This is a genomic window from Nocardia sp. NPDC049737 (assembly GCF_040674755.1).
Classification (GTDB): Bacteria; Actinomycetota; Actinomycetes; order Mycobacteriales; family Mycobacteriaceae; genus Nocardia.
On the sequence record NZ_JBFANH010000045.1, the window covers coordinates 1 to 21,736 of the forward strand.

Sequence of the window (21,736 nt, forward strand, 5' to 3'; positions counted from 1 at the left end):
ATCGTCAAGGGCGAGAACATTCCGGAGCCGGGCATTCCGGAGTCGTTCAAGGTGCTCCTCAAGGAGCTCCAGTCGCTGTGCCTCAACGTCGAGGTGCTGTCTTCGGACGGCGCGGCGATCGAGATGCGCGACGGCGATGATGAGGATCTGGAGCGCGCGGCCGCGAACCTGGGCATCAATCTGTCCAGGAACGAAGCCGCCACCGTCGACGATCTGGCGAACTAGGCGGTAGGGCCGGATGGCGTGCACGCCGACGACATCCGGCCTCCGCGCTCGACCAACTAGTGAACTTTTTGCTCGAATTCGACCCGAATAGGGGAAAGGAAGTTACGTGCTAGACGTCAACTTCTTCGATGAACTCCGGATCGGTCTGGCCACCGCCGAAGACATCCGCCAGTGGTCCTTCGGCGAGGTGAAAAAGCCGGAGACCATCAACTACCGCACGCTCAAGCCGGAGAAGGACGGCCTGTTCTGCGAGAAGATCTTCGGTCCCACCCGGGACTGGGAGTGCTACTGCGGTAAGTACAAGCGCGTCCGCTTCAAGGGCATCATCTGTGAGCGCTGTGGCGTCGAGGTGACTCGCGCCAAGGTGCGCCGTGAGCGGATGGGCCACATCGAGCTGGCCGCTCCGGTTACCCACATCTGGTACTTCAAGGGCGTGCCTTCGCGCCTCGGGTACCTGCTCGACCTGGCGCCGAAGGATCTGGAAAAGATCATCTACTTCGCCGCCTACGTCATTGTCGGCGTCGACGAGGAGCTGCGTCACAACGAGCTCTCCACGCTCGAGGCCGAGATGGAGGTCGAGAAGAAGGCGGTCGCCGATCAGCGCGACGCCGATCTCGAGGCCCGCGCCCAGAAGCTCGAGGCCGACCTGGCCGAGCTCGAGGCCGAGGGTGCCAAATCCGATGTCCGCCGCAAGGTCAAGGACGGCGGCGAGCGCGAAATGCGTCAGCTGCGCGACCGTGCCCAGCGCGAGCTGGACCGGCTCGACGAGATCTGGAGCACCTTCACCAAGCTGTCGGTCAAGCAGCTCATCGTCGATGAGGTGCTCTACCGCGAGCTGATCGACCGCTACGGCGAGTACTTCACCGGCGCCATGGGTGCGGAGTCCATCCAGAAGCTGATGGAGAACTTCGACATCGACGCCGAGGCCGAATCGCTGCGCGAGACCATCCGCAGCGGTAAGGGCCAGAAGAAGCTGCGCGCGCTCAAGCGGCTCAAGGTCGTCGCGGCCTTCCAGGCCAACGGCAACTCGCCCATGGGCATGGTGCTCGACGCCGTTCCGGTGATCCCGCCGGAGCTGCGCCCGATGGTTCAGCTCGACGGTGGCCGCTTCGCCACCTCCGACCTGAACGACCTGTACCGCCGCGTGATCAACCGCAACAACCGCCTCAAGCGACTGATCGATCTGGGCGCGCCCGAGATCATCGTCAACAACGAGAAGCGGATGCTGCAGGAGTCCGTGGACGCACTCTTCGACAACGGCCGCCGCGGCCGCCCGGTCACCGGACCGGGTAACCGCCCGCTGAAGTCGCTGAGCGATCTGCTCAAGGGTAAGCAGGGTCGTTTCCGTCAGAACCTGCTCGGTAAGCGCGTCGACTACTCGGGCCGTTCGGTCATCGTGGTCGGTCCGCAGCTGAAGCTGCACCAGTGCGGTCTGCCCAAGCTGATGGCGCTGGAGCTGTTCAAGCCGTTCGTGATGAAGCGTCTGGTCGATCTGAACCATGCGCAGAACATCAAGTCCGCCAAGCGGATGGTGGAGCGGCAGCGTCCCCAGGTGTGGGATGTCCTCGAAGAGGTCATCGCCGAACACCCGGTGCTGCTGAACCGTGCGCCCACCCTGCACCGCCTCGGCATCCAGGCCTTCGAGCCGCAGCTGGTGGAAGGTAAGGCCATCCAGCTGCACCCGCTGGTCTGTGAGGCGTTCAACGCCGACTTCGACGGTGACCAGATGGCCGTGCACCTGCCGCTGTCCGCGGAGGCGCAGGCCGAGGCCCGCATCCTGATGCTGTCCTCGAACAACATCCTCTCGCCTGCCTCGGGTCGCCCGCTGGCCATGCCGCGTCTGGACATGGTGACCGGTCTGTACTACCTGACCCGCCTGGAAGAGGGCGCGAAGGGCGAGTACCAGGCGGCCACCAAGGATGCACCGGAGCAGGGCGTGTACTCCTCGCCCGCCGAGGCGCAGATGGCGGTGGACCGCGGTGAGCTCACCGTGCGTTCGCTGATCAAGGTGCGCCTCACCGACCAGCGCCCGCCGAAGGCTGTCGAGGCGGAGCTGTTCCCGGATGGCTGGAACCGCGGCGACGCGTGGATCGCCGAGACCACCCTTGGTCGCGTGCTGTTCAACGAGCTGCTCCCGGCGGACTACGCGTTCATCAACGAGCAGATGCCGAAGAAGCGTCAGGCAACGATCATCAACGATCTGGCCGAGCGCTACCCGATGATCGTGGTCGCGCAGACCGTCGACAAGCTCAAGGACGCGGGCTTCTACTGGGCCACCCGTTCCGGCGTGACGGTCTCGATGTCGGACGTGCTCGTTCCGCCGGAGAAGACCGAGATCATGGAGCGCTACGAGGCGCAGTCCGATCAGATCGAGAAGAAGTACCAGCGTGGTGCTCTCGACCACCAGGAGCGCAACAACGCCCTGGTCAAGATCTGGCAGGAAGCGACCGAAGAGGTCGGTAAGGCGCTGCGTGCGCACTACCCGGCCGACAACCCGATCATCACGATCGTCGACTCGGGCGCGACCGGTAACTTCACCCAGACTCGTACCCTCGCCGGTATGAAGGGCCTGGTTACCAACCCGAAGGGTGAGTTCATCCCGCGGCCGATCAAGTCCTCCTTCCGTGAGGGCCTGACGGTGCTGGAGTACTTCATCAACACCCACGGTGCTCGTAAGGGTCTGGCCGACACCGCGCTTCGTACCGCGGACTCGGGTTACCTGACCCGTCGTCTGGTGGACGTCTCGCAGGATGTCATCGTGCGCGAGCACGACTGCGCCACCGAGCGCGGCATCGTGGTGCCGATCGCCGAGAGGCAGCCCGACGGCTCGCTCATCCGGGACGCGCACGTGGAGACCTCCGCGTACGCCCGGACGCTCGCCTCGGACGCGGTGGACACCAAGGGCAACGTTGTCGTGGCGAAGGGCGCCGACCTCGGCGACCCGGCCATCGAGGCGCTGCTCGACGCCGGTATCACCGAGGTGAAGGTCCGCTCCGTGCTGACCTGTACCACCGGCACCGGCGTGTGCGCGACCTGCTACGGCCGCTCCATGGCGACCGGCAAGCTGGTCGACATCGGTGAGGCCGTCGGTATCGTCGCCGCGCAGTCCATCGGTGAGCCCGGTACCCAGCTGACCATGCGTACCTTCCACCAGGGTGGTGTCGCGGGTGACGACATCACCGGCGGTCTGCCCCGTGTGCAGGAGCTCTTCGAGGCTCGTGTGCCCAAGGGCAAGGCGCCGATCGCTGAGGTCTCGGGTCGGGTGCGGCTCGAGGACGACGATCGCTTCTACAAGATCACCATCATCCCGGATGACGGTGGCGAAGAGGTTGTCTACGACAAGCTCTCGAAGCGTCAGCGTCTGCGTGTGTTCAAGCACGACGACGGCACCGAGCGTCTGCTCTCCGACGGTGACCACGTCGAGGTCGGCCAGCAGCTGCTGGAAGGCGCGGCGGATCCGCACGAGGTGCTGCGTGTGATGGGCCCCCGTCAGGTGCAGATCCATCTGGTCCACGAGGTCCAGGAGGTCTACCGCTCGCAGGGTGTGTCGATCCACGACAAGCACATCGAGGTCATCGTGCGCCAGATGCTGCGTCGCGTGACGATCATCGATTCCGGTGCCACGGAGTTCCTGCCCGGTTCGCTCACCGAGCGTTCCGAGTTCGAGGCCTCCAACCGTCGCGTCGTCGCCGAGGGCAATGAGCCCGCGGCCGGTCGCCCGGTGCTGATGGGTATCACGAAGGCGTCGCTCGCGACCGATTCGTGGCTGTCGGCGGCATCCTTCCAGGAGACCACCCGAGTCCTGACCGACGCGGCCATCAACTGCCGCTCGGACAAGCTCATCGGTCTGAAGGAAAACGTGATCATCGGCAAGCTGATCCCGGCCGGTACCGGTATCAACCGCTACCGCAACATCCAGGTCCAGCCGACCGAAGAGGCTCGTGCCGCGGCGTACGCGGTGCCGTCCTACGACGACACCTACTACTCGCCGGACAGCTTCGGCGCCACCACCGGTGCCGCGGTCCCGCTCGACGATTACGGTTTCAGCGACTACCGGTAGTCGGTAATTGGCAATCGCCCCGCTCCAACAGGAGCGGGGCGATTCTCGTTTCACGGTATTGTCAAAGTGTGAGCGTGGCGTACGACCACTACCCAGAACTGCATCGTCTCGTCGAGCAACTCCGACCAGAGGTTGCGCCCGCAGCGCGTGAAGCGCTGCTGCGATTGGTTGAGGGTGGCGCAAGCGATCGGCTCGCCGCACTGCCGTCCTTCGACGGCCCAGAAGACCTTAGTGAGCGGATGGATACCGAACTCTTTGAGGCCCAGTAAAACTGATCGTCGATGCTAATGTCCTGGTCGCAGTGATGAATCGGCGGGATAGACGGCACGCTGAGATGAGTGCGCTCCTGGTAGGTCGGACTGATGAGCTGGTTGTCCTCCGTATGTAGTGGCTGAGGTCACCTACTTGATGCAGAAGTACGCCAGTGCACAGGCCGAAATCCAGTTCATGGAAGCCGTGCGGGACGGAGTCTTCCGTGAGGAGTTCGATGCCGCGGACACGCTGCGGATTATCGAGCTGATGAAGCAGTTCGCGAGCTTTCCACTGGGCGCTGCGGACGCTTCTCTGATTGCGGTTGCCGAGCGACTCGGAATACGGGAAATCGCTAATGCGGACAACCACTTTCGTGCGGTGAATACCGCCGGACTAGGTTTCATCAATGTTCTGCCGTAGATGATGACCGGCGGTCAGCCGGCAGATTTCTAGCGATCCTGATGACGCACTCGGGGACAGGTTTTGCCTGCGATGTGGCATTTCTCCTCGAAGCCAGCCGGTAGCCAGTTACCTGACTGCAACAGGGGATGGCTCGGGAACTGGGTGTGGGCCGCAAGTGCGAAAATCAGTACGGCCCATGGGCTTTGGACCTGCAGTAGATGTGGATTGCCGTTTCGGTCCGGATAGCGGCAGACCATTCGGTCGGGACCGGGCATATCCACCATTTCCAGACCGGCCCAGTGCACCGAGAACGAATGATCCGCGTTGTAGCAGTACATCCGTCGGTCCGAAACCATTACTGTCCCAGGGCGTTCGGCTACCCAGCGCGGGCGCAGTCCGGCCTCGGCCTGGCGGCGGCGCGAGCGGTTCGCCATAGCATTGCCGAGATGGGCGGCGGCCACAAAGGATAACGATCCGACTGCGGTCACACTGTTGTGATTCCAGGTACCGTCCCCGACCGCGCGCCACTGAAACCAGACGGCAGGCCCCTCTGCCAGAGGGATTTCGGCGGGTTCGGTTCGGACCATGGTCGCCCGGGGCGGCAGTTCGGCAAGTCGGTCGTGCAGTAGGAAGTCGATGACACCACAGGTGTACAGCAGATGGTCGTCGGCCGTGGACCAACCCACCTGCTGCGCGATGATCCGGTCGATATCGGCGGTCGGGTCGTACATCGGCCCCTACCGTCCGATCGGCCGCAGACACATCGGCTTTCCCTCAGTTCTTCGCGCCAACGTCGTCATGCAATATCCAATCGCGATAGATATGCCACCGTTGTCAATTGTGCCCAAGGGGAGCCGATCGTGCGATCATCCGCCGTCTGCACGAGTGCGCGAAAAGATTCGTAGGCTGGAAGGGCCCGAAATGCCGGGCCTGGCCACCGACTTCGAGACGGGACTACATCCATGACGTACGGACAACAGCCCGGCTATGGCTATCCTCCAGCGCAGCCGCAGTTCGAGCCACCGGCGCATCTGGGCTTCGCGCTCGTCGCGACGATTATCGGCACGCTGACCTGTCTGGTGGGGACGGCGCTCGGGCTGGTCGCGATCGTCTTCGGCGCGCAAGTGCACTCGAAGTGGATCGCGGGCGACGTCGCGGGAGCGACGGACGCGTCGAGGAAGGCGCGAGGCTGGGCGATCGGGGCCATGGTCGCGAATGTGGTGTGCGTAGTACTCGCGGTCGGCTACCTGGCCGTCACGCTCACCCGATCGTCTTCCTACTGATCCATGGTGGACAACCGCTGTCCCGCCGGGGTATGAAATTAGAACACGTTTCAGTTCAGTGGGAGATGCGATGGATGACGCGGCTATGGGCGATCTGGTGATGGCCGGATTTCAGAAGCTGGGATTTATCCAGTTCACCGGCATCGAAGGAGTGGAGTTCAGCTCGGGCCGCAATGTTGTGACGATCGCGCCGAAGCCCGAACATCTCAACCACAATGGTGATCTGCATGCCGCGGTGCTGTTCGGGCTAGCCGAGACCGCGGCGATGGGTGCGTCGATCTCGGGCATTGTCGATCTCATGGGTGAGACGTTCATCGTCGCCCGTGGCGGCCGGATCGAATACCTCGCGCGGGCCAAGGGGGAGGCGGGTCCATTCGTCGCGACCTCCGAGTTGACCGCCGAAACCTTGGAACAAGTGCGCGCCGATATCGCGGCGCGCGCCGATGTCGAACTCGAGGTGCCGGTGGAAATCACTGATAGCACTGGCAAGCCTGTTGCCGCATCGGCATTCACGGCGGTCATTCGGCCACGTCGGAAGTGACCGATTGCCCGGGGTCGGGAGGGCGACCCGAACGCGCGCCCTCCCGTAAACCACGTCAGCGCTCGCTGTCGAGCAGCGCCATCTGCGCGGCCGCATAACGCTCGCCCGCGATCTGATCGGCCGGCACTGCGGCTTCGATGGTTGCCAGTTCGTCGGCGCTGAGCTGGATATCCACGGCTCCAAGGGATTCCGTCCAGCGCTGGCGAGTGCGTGCGCCGAGGATCGGCACGATATCCGCGCCCCTGGTCAGCACCCAGGCAATGGCCAATTGCGCGACCGAAACATCCTTCTCCGCAGCGATTTTCGCGAGAGCGTCGACCAATTTCAGGTTCTGGTCGAGATTTTCACCCTGGAAGCGCGGGCTGTGCGCGCGGAAGTCGGTCGGCGCGAAGGTCGCGCCCGGACGAACCGAATCGCTGAGCAGACCACGTGACAGCACTCCGTAGGCGGTGACGCCGATGCCGAGTTCCCTTACCGTGGGCAGGATTTCGGCCTCGATACTCCGGGAGATCAGCGAGTATTCGATCTGCAGATCCGCGATCGGATGCACGGCGGCGGCCCGACGGATGGTTTCGACGCCGACCTCGGACAGGCCGATGTGGCGGATATAACCCGCCTCGACGAGTTCGGCCATGGCGCCGATCGTCTCCTCGATCGCGACATTCGGGTCCAAGCGCGCGGGGCGGTAGACGTCGATGTAGTCCACGCCGAGGCGCTGCAGGCTGTAGGTGAGGAAGTTGCGCAGCGCGACGGGGCGACTATCGGTGCCGCCCCACGTGCCACCCGGCCCGCGCAGTGCGCCGAACTTCACGCTCAGCACCATGTCCTCGCGGGGACGCTCGGCAATCGCCTTGCCGATCAGCATCTCATTGTGACCGGCGCCATAGAAGTCGCCGGTATCGATGAGGTTGGCGCCGGAGTCCAGTGCGGCGTGGATGGTGGCAATCGATTCGGCGTCGTCGGCGGCCCCGTACATGCCGGACATGCCCATGGCGCCGAGTCCGATGCGGCTGACCGCTGGTCCGGTATTGCCGAGCTTGCTGGTGAGCTTCGATGTCGTCATAGGACCAGCTTGGCCGCTGTGCACGCGTGGCGGCAGAGATCGCTTATCGGGGGATCGGCGATCCCTGGCTGACTCGCGCGTATTGCGGGAAAGTATTGCTATGGACCGATCCGAACTGGCCGATTTCCTGCGCCGGCGTCGCGAACAGTTGACGCCCGCGGACGTCGGACTGCCACCGGGGGTGCGCCGGCGCACCCCCGGTTTGCGCAGGGACGAGGTTGCCATGCTGGCGGGCATGTCCACCGACTACTACACCCGTCTCGAGCAGTCCCGCGGCCCGCGCCCATCCACCCAGGTGCTGGCGTCGCTGGCGCGGGCGCTGCGCTTCAGCAATGACGAGCGCGACCACCTGTATCACCTGTGCGACCACGCCCCGCCCGGAGGTGAGTCCGCCGACAAACACGTCGGTCCCGGGATCATGCATGTGCTCGCGAAACTGGACGACACCGCGGCCACGGTCATTACTGACCTCGGCGAGGTATTGGTGCAGAACCGAATGCACACCCTGCTCGTCGGCGACCACGCGAGTCGGCGCGGCTGGGACCGGTTCTATGCCTGGCGCTGGTTCACCGATCCGCAGTCGCGCTCGATCTTCCCGGAGGACGACTGGGAGCGGTTGGGGCGCAATCACGTCGCGGATCTGCGCGCCACCGCGGCGCGCCGATCCGGCGATGCCGACGTCACCGAATACGTGAGCCGATTGCGTACCGCGAGTGCGGAATTCGAGCAGTTGTGGCACGAACACGAAGTGGCGGTGCGGACTTCGGATATCAAGCGGATCCTGCATCCGGAGGTCGGCGCGATCGATACGGTCTGCGAAACCCTGCTCACCCCGAACGCGGCACAGCGCCTACTGGTCTATATGCCGCGTCCGGGCACCGATGCCGCGGAGAAGCTGGATCTATTGCGCGTCATCGGGACGCAGCGCCTGCTACCGCACGACGATATCGGCTCGCTCAGGGATTGAGATCGAAGTAATCCATCGCCGCCTGAACGGCCGGTTCACCACCACCCGCGGACAGACCGGCGAACGCGCCGATGGTCCCGCCGACCACGGTCATGACCGGGACGGTGACGAAGTCGAAGACGAAAAGGCCGAGCGGGAAACCGAGGACGAATCCGATAGCGGCACCGATGGCGGCACCCGTCAACACCTGCGGCATGGACTTCTCGACCTGATCGAAAAAGCGCTCCTCGGTGCTCACCTCCCGCACCGGGTCATCGGTCGTGCTGATCGGTGTGAGTGCGAGCCGGGTACCCGCCTCATCGATGGTCGGCACCAGATCGATTCGATGCCCGGCGATCTTCACTACGGTTGGCAGTGCGGCGACCACCTGTCCGTTCGGATCGGTCAGCGAGATGACCTTGTTGTCGCGGACCAGGTCCCAGCGGCCCTCCGAAATGGTCGTCACCACGGCGTGCCGGTTCTGCGTCGCCGCGACGTGGTAGCCGAGGTGCTGGAAGATGCCCTGCAGATCGAGTGGTACGTCGGCGGTCGAATTAGGCGCGGGCACTGCGGGTTCGGCATGTACGACGCTGGTGCCTATCGTGGTGGCCGCGAGCGCAAGCAGTGCCGTCGCGGTGATTCTGGAGATCCTCATCCTGCTCTTTCATCCGACCACCGGCGTGGAATGTCCGGTTTGCTCCGGACGAAGATACCGTTTCGTGATCGAATGTTGAAGGGTTTCCTCCCCGATACCAGGTGAGTCCCGATTGTTTTGTGGTGCTTCGTATTCAGGTCCTGGCCGAACCCATGCGCCGCTTGCGCGGCTTCAGATGCAGACCGGGCAGCGGCGGGGCGGGAATGCGCTGTTGCGGTGTGTGGCCCGCGATATCGGCGAAACGTTCGACAACATGCTTTTCCCAATCGTTTCGGGCCTCGACGATGTCTTCATGGCTGCGGCCGACGAAGTTCCACCACATCACCAGTTCTTCGCCGAATGGCTCGCCGCCGATGAGCGCGAAATGCGCGCCCTCGGTGCTCGTCAGCGGCAACTCGTCGCGGCCGGCGCCCAGGTAGAGCAGTGGGCCCGCGGCGATTTCGGTGCCATCGACGGTGACATTGCCCTCGACCACCATGAGCGCGTGCTCGAAATCGGGATCCAGGGCAATGGTGGTGTCGACGCCCGGTTCGATCCGCACATCCGCGCCGACGATCGGCGTGTACACCTTGGCAGGCGAGGTGAGTCCGGCGAACGTGCCGATCAGCACGATGGCTCGCACTCCGGGAGCCTCGTAGACCGGCAGGTCACGATGCTGTTCGAAGTGTGGATCAATCCCGAGGCTATTGCCGGGCAACGCGATCCACAGTTGTAGGCCGTGCCCGGCTTGCGCCCCCGCGACGCCGTATTCGGAATGCGCGATGCCGCGTCCGGAGGTCATCAGATTCAGCTGTCCCGGCTCGATCTCCACATCGGAGCCGACCGAGTCGCGGTGGCGGATACGGCCGTCGAACGGCCAGGTCACCGTCTGCAATCCGATATGCGGATGCGGATCGATATCCGGTGACGCACCCGTCTTGGTGACCGTGGGCGAGCCGAAGTGATCGAGAAAGCACCAGGCGCCGACGGTCGGCAGATCACGTTGCGGCAGTACACGTTCCACGTAAACGCCGCGCACACCGCCGAGCGGGACCTCGCGCGCCGGATAGATCTCCGCGACCGGACCGCAACCGGGTGTCGCCTCGCAGACCGCTTCGTCCGGATGCGGATCCAGGTCACTCATGCCTGCACCTCGCTGGCGCTCGGTTCCGGCATGACCGACCTTGTCGCTGTGCTGATGGTTCGCTCGCTGCGCTCACTCACGTGCCTGCACCTCGCTGGCGCTCGGTTCCGGCATGACCGACCTTGTCGCTGTGCTGATGGTTCGCTCGCTCATCGGGTGATGCCCTTGCCGACCACGTGCTCGTCGTACTGCGGATGCTTCTCCAGATAGGCCTTGATGAACGGGCACAGCGGTCGGATCACCCGGTCGCGGGCGACCGCATCCTCCACCGCGTTCTTGGCCAGAACGGTGCCGAGGCCCTTGCCGGAAAACGCGCCATCGATCTCGGTGTGGATGAACACCGTCTCGTCGTCGCGCTCCTCGTACTCGGCGAATCCAGCCAGTTCGCCGCCGTAGAAGACCTCGTAGCGCTGCTTCTCGTCGTTGCGAACGACCTTGCTCTCGGGCGTCGATTCGGTCATGGTCGACTTCTCCTTCGTCGGGCGTACCGGGTGCTTACTCAGGATCGATACGCGGTTGAACGCGCCGATCGTGGTGGCGACCCAGAGGATCGCCGAGACCTGCTCATCCGATAAATGCTCCCGCGCCCGAGCGTACTCACGATCCATCGTGGCCTCGTCCGGCAGCGTGGTGGTGAGTTCGGCAAGTGCCAGCGCGGCCCGCTCGTGCGGCGCGTACAGCTCGGTGCGCCGCCACGCGGACAGTACGGAGAGTTCGCGCTCGGTGGCGCCGGCCGCGATGGCGGCGCGATGGTGGACGTCCAGGCAGTAGGCGCAGCCGTTGATCTGGGAGATGCGTACGTTGATCAATTCGATGAGCCTGCGGTCGAGTCCGGCCTCGGCTCCGGCGGCGCGGACCGCGCTGGCCACGGTGTTCAGCGCGCGAAACGCCTCGGGTGTCTGCTTGTCGATGAACACGCGTCTGCCGGATGACTCCATGCTCCGGATAGTAGAGCAGCACGGACCCGGACTGCGGTCCGGATGCCGTGCTGCGCTGGGCTCTGTGAGATCAGGTGACCTCGTGGAACCGTCGGAGGTGGAACGGCTCGATCAGGATCTCGTCCAATATTGCCGCCGCTTCCTTCAGATGCGGGGTTTCGAAATGCGTCGCAAGTGCCGCCTCATCGACCCACTCCTCGAGCAGCACGACCCGACTCGGATCGCTCGGGTGCAGATACAGCTCGTAGGCGATACAGCCCGCCTCGGCAAGTGTCGGCGCAACCAAATCCTCGAGCGTCTCGCGCAGTTCGGTCTCGTGACCGGGCTTGGCGGCGAACCGGACATTGAGCGTCAGAGTGGACACCGATGACTCCTGATTCGGCTGACCGGTCATTCCCGGCCGACGGCGGTGAAAGACATATCCGCGTACCGGTCTCCGGCCACCTTGTCGGCGATCGGGTCCAGCACGGCCAATTCCTCGGCGGTGAGCGAAATGGTCGCGGCGGCGACATTCTCGGCGAGCCGGATGCGGCTGCGGGTGCCCGGAATCGGGACCACCGTGAGTCCGTGCACGCCCGCCTGGGCATGCACCCACGCCAATGCCACCTGCGCGAGGGAGATTCCGCGCTCGTCCGCGATGGCGCGCAGCGGGGCGAGCAATTCGACGTTGTGTGCGGCGTTATCGCCCGAGTAGCGCGGCTGTGTTTTCCGGAAGTCCTTGTCGTCGGCCAACTCGCCTGCCGCGGCGAAGGATCCGGTGAGGAATCCGCGACCGAGCGGCGAGTACGGCACGAATGTCACGCCGAGTTCGGCGGCGGTGGGTGCCGCACTGCGCTCGGCATCCCTGGAGAACAGCGACCATTCGGACTGCACGGCCGCGATCGGATGCACCGCATGGGCCGCGCGCAGTTCGTCGCCGGTCACTTCCGACAGGCCGAGCGCCCGAACCTTGCCCTGCGCCACGAGCTCGGCCATCGCGCCGACCGATTCCTCGATCGGGACCGCGGGATCGCGGCGGTGTAGGTAGTACAGATCGATGGTGTCGATGCCGAGGCGGCGCAGGCTGGCATCGACCGCGCTGCTGATGTATTCGGGCGAGTTGTCGATGCCGCGGTAGGTGGGGTCGTCGGCCTTGCGGACGATGCCGAACTTGGTGGCGAGGACCACCTCGTCGCGGTTGGCGCGCACGAAGTCGCTGAGGAATTCCTCGTTGTGACCCGAGCCGTACATATCGGCGGTATCGAACAGCGTGACGCCGAGTTCCAGTGCGCGATCCAGGGTCGCCCGCGATTCGGTGAGGTCCGACGGGCCGTAGAAATCGCTTATTCCCATGCAGCCCAGGCCTTGTACACCCACTTGGATCCCGCTGGCGCCCAATGCTGCAGTCGGAAGTGAACTCATATTTTGATCCCTTTGCATGGTTTCGTGAGTGCGGCCGGTTTGACGGCGGCGGTTTTGCCCTCGTACAGGTCGATCTTGTAATCGAGCACGGCCAGGGTCTGATGGAGTTCGTCGATCTTGGCGAGCACCTCCGCGCGGGTATTGCGGAACATCTGCAGCCGCTCGGGCACGGTGGATTCGCCCTCCCGCACCAATTCGGCATAGCGGACCATGTCCGCCACCGACATCCCGGTGGTGCGCAACCTGCCGATCAAGGCCAACCACTCCAGATCGCGATTGCTGAACCGCCGCTTTCCGGCGTGATCGCGCCCGATGTAATTCATCAGCCCGATCCGCTCGTACCATCGCAGCGTGTCGCGACTCAGTCCCGACCGATCCGCTGCCTCGCCGATCGAATACTGCGGCTTCTCCCGATCCACATCGACTTGCTCGTCACCGACGACCTGATCTACGGCTCCACCCACTGCACTCGCCCTTCTCGATGAACAAAACCGACGTTAATGACCTGGAGCGCACTCCAAGCAAGCCCTAATTCTGCCGAACATCGGTTGTGCTTGCCGCCGGGCCCGCATCTTGCGTGGGACACTGGAGCCGACCAGGGGTGGGGACGAGTTCACAACAACTTGCCGTGTCCATTGACGATTCGGCTCGATCTACTGGGGTAGCGAACGGACGCTGTCCTCGCCGCGCATCCAATGCGCGACGATGACCAACGGGCCGCTGTGGACTCAGTCGCGTTTGGGCAGCTCCTGCACGGCCCATTTGTTGCCGTCAGGGTCGGCGAAGAAGGTGAACAGGCCCCAACCCATATCCTTCACGGGCGTCGCCTCCACACCTGCCGCGACCAACTGCTGGTACGCCCCCTCGGCGCTCGCGACAACCACCTGCATGCCTTCGACGCTGCCCGGTGCGGCGTCGGTGATGCCTTCGCCGATACAGATGGAGCAGCCGGAGCCGGGTGGGGTCAGCTGGACGAAGCGCAGGCTCTCGTTGACGCGGTGGTCGTGGTCGGCGTTGAAGCCGATCTTGGTGTAGAAGTCCTTGGCGCGGTCCACATCGGTCACCGGAATCGCGACCAGTTCGATTTTCCAATCCATCTGCTGAGCATCGCATCGGCTCGACGGCGAGAACGGGTTTTCGCACCTACTCTGGTGACATGCCAGGTAAGGACATCGACCGGATCAGAGCCCGCTCGGCTTGGGCCACGGTCCGGGAAAGCCCCGTGATCACCGCCATCGCGGTGGCGCCGTTCGTGCTGGCGCTCGGCGTCGTGTGGTGGCTGCTCGGCGGATTCGCCGCGTTCGTGCTGCTCGTCGTCCTGGGCGTCGTCGTGGTGGTCGGCGGCAAACTACTGCACTGATCGCACCCGCGCTCAGCGCGGAATATGGAATCGCACCAGATCGCCGGTGCCCTCGTCCACCTGCGCCCACGGCCGGTCGAATTCGAGTACCGCGAGCGCCGAGGTGGGGAACTTCCGGCTGAGCTCGATCGCCGGATCGGAGTCGCGATTGCTCGCCAACTCCCATGCCGTCCAAGGCATTCCGGGCGCATGCCCGATGACCAGCAGCGTCGTGACATCGTCATCGCTGAGCTGGACCAGTTCGATGAGCGTGCGCGGCGACGCCTCGTAGATGCCAGCCTCATAGACCACCGGCGCGGTGACTCCGGTGGCGGCGAGCGTTTCCCGCGTGCGCGTGGCGGTCGAGCAGCGTACCGCATCGATCGGCGGCTGGGTCTGGCGTAACCACTGACCGGCAAGTCCGGCCTCGCGCTGACCACGTGGAGCGAGCGGGCGCTCGTGATCGGAGATACCGTCGGGATAGGACGACTTACCGTGCCGCATGAGGATCAGAGTCCGCACCATGGAGATACCGTAAGCCCTCCGGAGAAGAGGCCTCGAACACACTCGAGGCAAACTGAAAGCGGCATCACAATCACGGCGCCTCATGGGACACCCCCGCCGGCACCGTGACGATGACGCTCCCGACCACTCCCGACCCCCTTGGGTGGCTATAGCCCAGGTACATTTTCGAGGATCTGCACAATATGGCCTACGTAATCACGCAGCGTTGTTGCAACGACGCCAGCTGCGTCACTGAGTGCCCGGTCGATTGCATCCGTCCCACCCCGGACCAGCCGGAATTCGCGACGACCGAGATGCTCTACATCGACCCCGACACCTGTATCGACTGCGGTGCCTGCGTTGACGCGTGCCCGGTGGAGGCCATCTTCTCCGAGGATGATCTGACCGCGTCGCTGGCCAGGTTCCGCGACATCAACGCCGCCTACTTCCAACGGCATCCACTCGAATCGAACTTCGATCCGATCGTCACGCCCGCGCGTCCGCCCAAGGAACTCGGCACGCTCCGCGTCGCGATCATCGGCGCGGGACCGGCGGCCTGTTACGCGGCCGACGAACTGCTGCGCCGCTGCGATGTCGAGGTCGAGATGTTCGATCGGCTGCCGACGCCGTGGGGTCTGGTGCGCGCGGGCGTCGCTCCCGACCACCCGGGCACCAAGACGGTCTCCGGGCTGTTCGAGTCGGCTTTCCGGCGCGAGGCGCTGCAGTTCTACCTCAATGTCGAGGTCGGCTCGCACATCACCCATGAGGAACTGCTCGCCCACCACCACGCGGTCATTTACGCGGTGGGCGCGTCCTCCGACCGGCGACTGGGTGTGCCGGGCGAGGATCTGCCGGGCAGCCATTCGGCGACCGAATTCGTCGCCTGGTACAACGGCCATCCGGACTACGCGGATCGCAGGTTCGACCTGTCCGGTGAGCGCGCGGTGATCGTCGGCAACGGCAATGTCGCCCTCGATGTCGCGCGCGTGCTGACGGTGGACCCGGACGAACTCGCCAAGACCGATATCGCCGACCATGCCCTGGATGCGCTGCGCGGCAGCAATATCCGTGAGGTCGTCGTGCTCGGTCGGCGCGGTCCGCTGCAGGCGGCCTACACCTCGCCGGAGTTCCTGGCGCTGACGCATCTGAAGGGCGTCGACGTCATCGTCGAGGAGGCCGACCTGACGCTCGACCCGGGCAGCCAGGCGCTGCTGGACCATCCCGAGGTCGAGCCGTCGCTGGAGCTGAAGTACACCCTCGCCAAGGAATACGCGTCAGGGCGTCGTGATCCGGCCAACAAGCGGATCGTCTTCCGCTATCTGGTCTCGCCGACGGCACTGCACGGTGCCGATCACGTCGAGTCGGTCGAGTTCGCGCACAACGAATTGGTCAGCGAGAACGGCCAATTGCTGGCGCGCACAACCGATCGCAGCGAGACCCTGGACACCGGACTGATTTTGCGTTCGATCGGCTACAAGGGCGAAGCGATCAAGGATCTCCCCTTCGACGAGCGCCGCGCCGTGGTCCCCAATGAGCACGGCCGTGTCATCGGCGAGGACGGTGTTCCGGTGCCCGGTGTCTATGTGAGCGGCTGGATCAAGCGCGGTCCGCGCGGTGTCATCGGCTCCAACCGAATCGACTCCGAGGAGACCGTCGAGCAGCTCCTCGCCGACTTCACCACGGGCAAACTCGGTGTGCCACAGGCCGATCGGGCCGCGCTCAAGGCGCTGCTCGGCCAGCGGCAGGCCGATCTGGTCGACCGTGAGGGCTGGAAGGCGATCGATACGGCGGAGAAGTCCGCGGGTAAGGCATCGGGCCGTCCGCGGGTGAAGTTCACTACCCGTGAGGATCTGCTCAAGGCCGCACGCGGCTGAACAGGCCACCGGCTCCGTTCCCAGTGAACGGAGCCGGTTTTTCTTTGCCGGTTTATCTCTACAGAGGCATGATGCGCACAACGGTCGTGGTGGTACCGCCGACCACGAACCACAACCGCAGCACCGGTCGCCCGGAGCGATCGCCCGGTTCGTAGCGGCTGCGCACGGTGACGTGCTGACGTGCCAGCACCGGCGCGACGTACTCGATCACCGCGCGATGCGGTCCGGCGACCAGCTTGGGGTATTCGACCAGGAACTGTTCCACCGCCTGCCAGTAACAGGCATTGTTGACGTGGTTGTACTGGTCGATATCGGTGGCCCGCACCGGGAACGGCATATCGGTATCCGATTCCGGCGGGGTGGCGTCGGTGAGATAGGGCCGCCAGCGCAGACGGTGCTCATTGGTGGTCTGCGCCAGATAGGCCAAGCCCTCGTCGCTGATCCTGGCGGGCATATTGTTGGATTCGCTGATATTGATCCAGAAGCCCTCGGTCTCGATCAATCCGCCGTTCGCGCTGGTGATGCGCACCCGCATATTCGTCCAGCGGGTGGACATGCTCGAACACCACCGCAGCAGCCGCACCTGGTCGGGCCACAGGATCGGCCGGATGACGTCGATCACCGTACGACGCACGATCCAGCTCGGATCGGTCGTATGCAGGTTCGTCTGTTGCAGTTGCTCCCAGGCGATGTCCTGCAGATAACGTGCGACGGCGTCGAACCGCAAGCGGTTGTACGGATCTACATCGCCCGCCCGCATGGGCCACGCCGACGCAAACCCCATGCCCTCCTGGGGAAGCGGGGCGAGTGGCTGATCGAGTGACACTGGTGCTCCTCGCGCTGCACGGTGTGCCGCGTTCTCTTACGCTGCTGTTCTGAGACGACTTTACGGGGCGTACGTCACACACTCGCGCCGAGCCGCCTCTACTCACACACGTCGGTCCCGCCGGGCGGGATGGGGCGATGATGGAAGCACCGCGCAGCGATTCGACGAAGGGGATTGGCAGGGTGGCGGGTGTGCACAACTCCGACCTACCGCCGAAACTCGGCAAACCCGCCGAACGAGCCCTGGCCGCCGCCGGAATCCACCGCCTGGCCGACTTGACCACCTGGACCGAACGCGACCTCGCCGCCTTACACGGTGTCGGCCCCACCGCGATCACCAAGCTCCGCGCCGCCCTCGCCGAACGCAACCAAACCTTCGCCTGAGCGCTGCGCCTCGGGCGACGATCGGCGATCGCGCCGGTACTATCCCGAGAGGACCGAGGGGAGGGCCGGGGTTGAAACCACTTGGGCCGCACGATCCGCGCCGGGCAGGCCGCCATCGCTTGATCGCCGTAATCGGGCAGGGCGCGATGGGACGAGTGCTGCTCGGCCGATCGCCGGACGGACGTCTCGTCGCAGTCAAAATGATCCACCGCCACCTCGCCCAGAACCCGGAATTTCGCGCCCGCTTCCGACTGGAAGTCCAGGCATCACAGCGCGTCACCGGCGCATACACGGCCGCGGTCATGGATGCCGACCCCGACGCCGCCGAACCCTGGCTGGCCTCGGTGTTCGTACCGGGACCTTCGCTGCGCGCCGCCGTCGACCAATCCGGCCCGATGCCATTGGGCGGACTCCGTTTGCTCACAGCGGGACTGGCCTCGGCGCTCATGGAGATCCACCGCGCGGGCATGGTGCACCGCGACCTCAAACCGACCAATGTACTGCTCGCGGAGGATGGTCCGCGGGTCATCGACTTCGGTATTGCGCGGGCGTTGGAGGGGGATATCCAGCTCACTAGCACCGGCTCGGTGGTTGGTTCGCCCGCATTCATGTCGCCAGAGCAGGCCGAAGGTCATCAGTTGACGACTGCCAGCGATGTGTTTTCGGTCGGTGCGATGTTGGTGCTGGCCGCGACCGGCGAGAGCCCTTTCCTTGGTGCGTCCACTCCGCAAACTCTGTACAACGTCGTCCACAATCGAGCGGATACCACCCGAGTCCCACCTGTCCTGCGCGGTGTGGTGGAAGCATGTCTCGACAAGAATCCGGCGTATCGGCCGACGCCGCCACAGCTGCTGCAATCGGTCGAGGCGATCACGGCACGTGCGGGCTGGGCAGCGGCCGTGCGACAGCAGATTGCGCATGATCGTTCCGATGCGGAGCGGTGGGTCGCGTTGGACGGACGGGTCCCGGAGTCGGCCAAGCGACGCGGCGGCCGGGTCCGATGGGTGGCGGCCGCCGCGGTCGCGACGCTGGTCGCCGCGGGCGGTGCGAGCGCGGTCCTGCTGACTCACGGTGAATCCGTGCCACCGGATCCGCTGGCGAACCGGAAGCTGGAGCTGAGTGATGAGCAGCTGCGGCTGGTCGACACATGCAAACTGCTCAGTTCCGACGTTCTCGGTTCACTCGGTACTCCGGACTCGACATTTGCTTTGAGATCCACGACATGTGCAATGGGTCTACGCCAGAGCAACGGTAGGCAGACAACAGTAACGCTGTATGCCGGAACCGATGTGCCCGCAACGGAATACAAGGACAGCGGAGTGACCGTCGCGGGTCTGCCGATACTCGATTCGACGTTTCACTCCAGCGTTGTCAACCTGTGTGGGCGCGCGGCGTTGTTGCGGCAAAGTCCACGTATCGGAATCGAAGTGAACGTGAAGGGTAGCGATACCGAATCGTGCGAGCTGGCGATGAGCGCACTGAAGGCCGTTATCGCCCGACTCGCCTCGAATCCGCCCTTGGTGTCGCTACCGCGGCAGTCCGCGATTCGAATGGACCCCTGTACCGCAGTCGATCAGTCGGTCGTGGACTCTTCGCTGGGTGCGGGTGTCAAGGCGGCTCCCGTCGACGTGCACAAATGTAAGTGGTCGGGTGCCGAGGCGGATGTCACCGTCGAGCTCACCGAGACCAAGCGGGTCGACACCGGGGAATCGAAGTTCACCAATCTCAGACTTAACGGCGGCCAGCTCGGGCCGCTGGATGTCTCGCGTTCCACCGATGACAAAGGAGAATGCGTGACGTACCACATGGTCCGATCGACACTCGAGAATCGGGGGGAGATGGTAATTGTGACAGTCCATCCAAAATCGACGATCGCGTCCGATAACGCTTGTGCGCCTTCCGATCCGATTCTGATGTCGGTGCTGAACCGATTGCGTGCCACCTGATGGTCGAGCGTTTGGATTCCGATCAGCCCGCTCGGATCGGACGGTATCGCCTACTCGGACAACTGGGCGCCGGGGGAATGGGGCGCGTATTCCTTGGAATAGGCCCCGACGGCCGGCCGGTCGCGATCAAGCAGGTACATCCGCATCTGGTCGAGGAAGACGACTTCCTGCCGCGTTTTCGCCGTGAGGTGCAGACCTCCGCGCGTGTCTCCGGGGCATTCACCGCCGCTGTCGTCGACTTCGATGTCGACTCCGAGATGCCCTGGCTTGCCTCGGTTTTCGTACCGGGGCTGCCACTGGACAAAGCGGTGGCGCAGTTCGGTCCGCTCCCGGTCGATCAGGTGCGGTTTCTCGCAGTCGGTTTGGCTTCGGCGCTGACGGCGATCCATCGAATCGGGCTCATACACCGAGACCTGAAGCCCGCCAACATCATCCTCGCGCAGGACGGACCGAGGGTTATCGACTTCGGTATCGCGCGAGCGGTCGAGGGCCGATCCGAGCTGACGCAAACAGGCTCGATCATCGGGTCGCCCGCGTTCATGTCGCCGGAGCAGGCACAGTCGATGCCTCTGACGCCGGCTAGCGACGTCTTCGCCTTCGGGGCCGTCATCGCGATGGCCGCTGGTGGCAAGAGCCCATTCGCCGGGGCATCGATGCCGCACACCCTGTACAACATCGTGCACACTGATCCGGACCTGACCGGGCTTCCCTCGCAGATCCGGCAGTTGGTCGAGCCGTGCCTGCGTAAGGAGCCGGGGGCACGTCCGACGACGGCGCAGATCCTGGATTACCTCGGACCGATGCCGCAGGCGCCGAATCCGTGGTCCTCCGCTGTCCACGGCGCAATTCGGCAGCAGGCCGCAGAGTTATCGGCGTTGACATCCGATCCGGAATCGACGCAGATCGTCGGGGTGCCATCCGCTGGCACGGAGCCGACGTCGATGCGTGAGGAGGAGACCTTCGAGCAGCGACTCCGTCGATTGGAAGTCAACTCGTGGGACGCGAGTTCGAAGCGGGACAAGCGATCGCTGGTGATTGCGGCTTTGGTCGCGTTGGTGCTGCTGATCGGTACCGGAATCGGGGTTGGGGTCATGCGCTCTGGCGATGGTCCGGCGAATCCTGCTGGTGCGACTGAGAATCCGCTCAGTGCGATGAACCTGACGCAACTGCGGCTGGTCGATCTGTGTGGCTTGATGAACAAACCGTTTACCGCAGTAGGTGAGTGGAAGGCAGCACCCTATCCCTTGCAGTGGGGCTCCTGCACTGCCAAGGGCGCGAATTACAACGTTGAGCTGTGGAAGAGGTCGACAGCCGCCTACCAAGAAAGCGGAAAAAGGATTGATGGCGTTCCGGTGCTCGAAGACCGTACGAACCTGGGGCACGACTGCACACGGGGTTTGGTGCCCGCGAAAATGGAGCCGCAGTTCGGTCTGTTCGTTCAGGTGAATACCTCGGACTCGGCCGCCAAGGCAGGAATGTGCGAAGCCGCGGAGTCGGCCATGGCCGAGGTGATCGCTCGGCTGCGGTCGTCGTCATTTCAGCTGCTGAACGTTCAGGGCTCGTTGGCGCGACTCGATGCCTGCGCGCTGGTTTCGCCGACTGCCATCAAGTTCAACGTCGGCGCGCCTTCGCAGGGGGTTGCGAATGACGTGTACAGCTGCAAATGGACAGCGACCAATGTCTTGACCTTGAAACTGGATCGGGCAGCCAGGCCTGATCTCACATCGGGATTGAAACAGATCGATGTCGAAGGGCTCGTCGGCTATCGGCCTGTCGATGACCCCCAACGTGGGGAGTGTTCGGCCCAATATGCGCAAGGCACTATTGATCAGGGTCTCGCGGAGGTCGTGACAGTGCGGGTTTCGAATCAGACGGTCGACCCGGAGCGACTCTGCACAGCTGCGGCGGCGGTTCTGAAGAATGTTGTCTCGAATCTGCCGCCTCGGTGAACGTATCAGCGGGCTTGGGAGGGATT

The 21,736-nt window shown here is 64.3% G+C and carries 23 protein-coding genes and 1 pseudogene; 12 read left to right on the forward strand and 12 right to left on the reverse strand.

What is annotated here, in order from left to right; translation table 11 throughout:
• The 4 genes from AB0J47_RS38050 to AB0J47_RS38065 form a co-directional block, all read left to right on the forward strand.
• The coding region (locus AB0J47_RS38050; protein WP_364358078.1) for a hypothetical protein at positions 1-225 on the forward strand (225 nt) is incomplete at its 5' end.
• A 106-nt stretch (positions 226-331) separates the two neighbouring features.
• On the forward strand, positions 332-4,285 hold the full coding sequence (locus tag AB0J47_RS38055; protein WP_364358081.1) for a DNA-directed RNA polymerase subunit beta': 3,954 nt from the start codon (positions 332-334) through the stop codon (positions 4,283-4,285).
• Between the two features lie 68 nt (positions 4,286-4,353).
• Positions 4,354-4,554, forward strand: a complete 201-nt coding sequence (locus AB0J47_RS38060; protein ID WP_364358084.1) for a hypothetical protein — start codon at positions 4,354-4,356, stop codon at positions 4,552-4,554.
• Between the two features lie 118 nt (positions 4,555-4,672).
• Positions 4,673-4,957, forward strand: a complete 285-nt coding sequence (locus AB0J47_RS38065; RefSeq protein ID WP_364358087.1) for a PIN domain-containing protein — start codon at positions 4,673-4,675, stop codon at positions 4,955-4,957.
• Between the two features lie 29 nt (positions 4,958-4,986).
• Here the strand turns inward: AB0J47_RS38065 and AB0J47_RS38070 are convergent, their stop codons facing one another.
• Positions 4,987-5,670: a hypothetical protein gene (locus tag AB0J47_RS38070; protein WP_364358090.1), complete on the reverse strand. Its 684-nt coding sequence runs from the start codon at positions 5,668-5,670 to the stop codon at positions 4,987-4,989.
• Between the two features lie 231 nt (positions 5,671-5,901).
• On the opposite strand from AB0J47_RS38070, the gene AB0J47_RS38075 reads away from it, so the two are divergent.
• Positions 5,902-6,222 carry a CD225/dispanin family protein gene (locus AB0J47_RS38075; RefSeq protein WP_364358093.1) on the forward strand — a complete coding sequence of 107 codons (321 nt, stop codon included), beginning with the start codon at positions 5,902-5,904 and terminating at the stop codon, positions 6,220-6,222.
• A 70-nt stretch (positions 6,223-6,292) separates the two neighbouring features.
• Positions 6,293-6,763 carry a DUF4442 domain-containing protein gene (locus AB0J47_RS38080; RefSeq protein ID WP_364358096.1) on the forward strand — a complete coding sequence of 157 codons (471 nt, stop codon included), beginning with the start codon at positions 6,293-6,295 and terminating at the stop codon, positions 6,761-6,763.
• Positions 6,764-6,818: 55 nt separating this feature from the next.
• Here AB0J47_RS38080 and AB0J47_RS38085 read toward each other — a convergent pair whose 3' ends face one another.
• Positions 6,819-7,826 carry an aldo/keto reductase gene (locus tag AB0J47_RS38085; RefSeq protein ID WP_364358099.1) on the reverse strand — a complete coding sequence of 336 codons (1,008 nt, stop codon included), beginning with the start codon at positions 7,824-7,826 and terminating at the stop codon, positions 6,819-6,821.
• Between the two features lie 100 nt (positions 7,827-7,926).
• Between AB0J47_RS38085 and AB0J47_RS38090 the strand changes: the two genes are divergently transcribed.
• The gene (locus AB0J47_RS38090; protein ID WP_364358102.1) at positions 7,927-8,793 is read left to right on the forward strand and encodes a helix-turn-helix transcriptional regulator; all 867 of its coding nucleotides are present in this window, start codon (positions 7,927-7,929) and stop codon (positions 8,791-8,793) included.
• On the opposite strand, the gene AB0J47_RS38095 is transcribed toward AB0J47_RS38090, so the two are convergent.
• The 8 genes and pseudogenes from AB0J47_RS38095 to AB0J47_RS38130 all read right to left on the reverse strand — a co-directional run bounded on the left by AB0J47_RS38095 (position 8,783) and on the right by AB0J47_RS38130 (position 13,986).
• The gene (locus AB0J47_RS38095) at positions 8,783-9,427 is read right to left on the reverse strand and encodes a hypothetical protein (RefSeq protein ID WP_364358105.1); all 645 of its coding nucleotides are present in this window, start codon (positions 9,425-9,427) and stop codon (positions 8,783-8,785) included. The two genes, AB0J47_RS38090 and AB0J47_RS38095, sit on opposite strands and share 11 nt — an antisense overlap.
• 133 nt (positions 9,428-9,560) lie before the next feature.
• Positions 9,561-10,550, reverse strand: a complete 990-nt coding sequence (locus tag AB0J47_RS38100; RefSeq protein ID WP_364358108.1) for a pirin family protein — start codon at positions 10,548-10,550, stop codon at positions 9,561-9,563.
• Positions 10,551-10,699: 149 nt separating this feature from the next.
• Entirely contained in the window at positions 10,700-11,011 is a 312-nt protein-coding gene (locus AB0J47_RS38105) for a GNAT family N-acetyltransferase (protein ID WP_364358203.1), read from the reverse strand.
• Between the two features lie 12 nt (positions 11,012-11,023).
• A pseudogene (locus tag AB0J47_RS38110) lies at positions 11,024-11,488 on the reverse strand (carboxymuconolactone decarboxylase family protein); the annotation flags it as partial.
• A gap of 70 nt (positions 11,489-11,558) precedes the next feature.
• Positions 11,559-11,852, reverse strand: a complete 294-nt coding sequence (locus AB0J47_RS38115) for a putative quinol monooxygenase (protein WP_364358111.1) — start codon at positions 11,850-11,852, stop codon at positions 11,559-11,561.
• Positions 11,853-11,878: 26 nt separating this feature from the next.
• Complete coding sequence (locus tag AB0J47_RS38120) at positions 11,879-12,889, reverse strand: aldo/keto reductase (protein WP_364358114.1); 1,011 nt, start codon at positions 12,887-12,889, stop codon at positions 11,879-11,881.
• A complete protein-coding gene (locus AB0J47_RS38125) occupies positions 12,886-13,353 on the reverse strand; it encodes a MerR family transcriptional regulator (RefSeq protein WP_364358117.1) in 468 nt (155 codons plus the stop codon). The genes AB0J47_RS38120 and AB0J47_RS38125 overlap by 4 nt, the downstream gene beginning before the upstream one ends.
• 264 nt (positions 13,354-13,617) lie before the next feature.
• The gene (locus tag AB0J47_RS38130) at positions 13,618-13,986 is read right to left on the reverse strand and encodes a VOC family protein (RefSeq protein ID WP_364358120.1); all 369 of its coding nucleotides are present in this window, start codon (positions 13,984-13,986) and stop codon (positions 13,618-13,620) included.
• A gap of 59 nt (positions 13,987-14,045) precedes the next feature.
• Between AB0J47_RS38130 and AB0J47_RS38135 the strand changes: the two genes are divergently transcribed.
• Positions 14,046-14,249, forward strand: coding sequence for a hypothetical protein (locus tag AB0J47_RS38135; protein WP_364358123.1), 204 nt, complete (start codon positions 14,046-14,048; stop codon positions 14,247-14,249).
• A gap of 12 nt (positions 14,250-14,261) precedes the next feature.
• On the opposite strand, the gene AB0J47_RS38140 is transcribed toward AB0J47_RS38135, so the two are convergent.
• On the reverse strand, positions 14,262-14,753 hold the full coding sequence (locus AB0J47_RS38140) for a histidine phosphatase family protein (protein WP_364358126.1): 492 nt from the start codon (positions 14,751-14,753) through the stop codon (positions 14,262-14,264).
• A gap of 182 nt (positions 14,754-14,935) precedes the next feature.
• On the opposite strand from AB0J47_RS38140, the gene AB0J47_RS38145 reads away from it, so the two are divergent.
• Positions 14,936-16,606, forward strand: a complete 1,671-nt coding sequence (locus tag AB0J47_RS38145; RefSeq protein ID WP_364358129.1) for an FAD-dependent oxidoreductase — start codon at positions 14,936-14,938, stop codon at positions 16,604-16,606.
• A gap of 58 nt (positions 16,607-16,664) precedes the next feature.
• On the opposite strand, the gene AB0J47_RS38150 is transcribed toward AB0J47_RS38145, so the two are convergent.
• Positions 16,665-17,432 carry an acyl-ACP thioesterase domain-containing protein gene (locus AB0J47_RS38150; protein WP_364358132.1) on the reverse strand — a complete coding sequence of 256 codons (768 nt, stop codon included), beginning with the start codon at positions 17,430-17,432 and terminating at the stop codon, positions 16,665-16,667.
• Positions 17,433-17,569: 137 nt separating this feature from the next.
• Between AB0J47_RS38150 and AB0J47_RS38155 the strand changes: the two genes are divergently transcribed.
• From AB0J47_RS38155 to AB0J47_RS38165, 3 genes are all read left to right on the forward strand, one after another.
• Entirely contained in the window at positions 17,570-17,815 is a 246-nt protein-coding gene (locus AB0J47_RS38155; protein WP_364358135.1) for a hypothetical protein, read from the forward strand.
• A 71-nt stretch (positions 17,816-17,886) separates the two neighbouring features.
• Positions 17,887-19,761, forward strand: a complete 1,875-nt coding sequence (locus tag AB0J47_RS38160) for a serine/threonine-protein kinase (protein ID WP_364358138.1) — start codon at positions 17,887-17,889, stop codon at positions 19,759-19,761.
• Entirely contained in the window at positions 19,761-21,710 is a 1,950-nt protein-coding gene (locus AB0J47_RS38165; RefSeq protein ID WP_364358141.1) for a serine/threonine-protein kinase, read from the forward strand. The genes AB0J47_RS38160 and AB0J47_RS38165 overlap by 1 nt, the downstream gene beginning before the upstream one ends.
• Positions 21,711-21,736 lie beyond the last annotated feature (26 nt).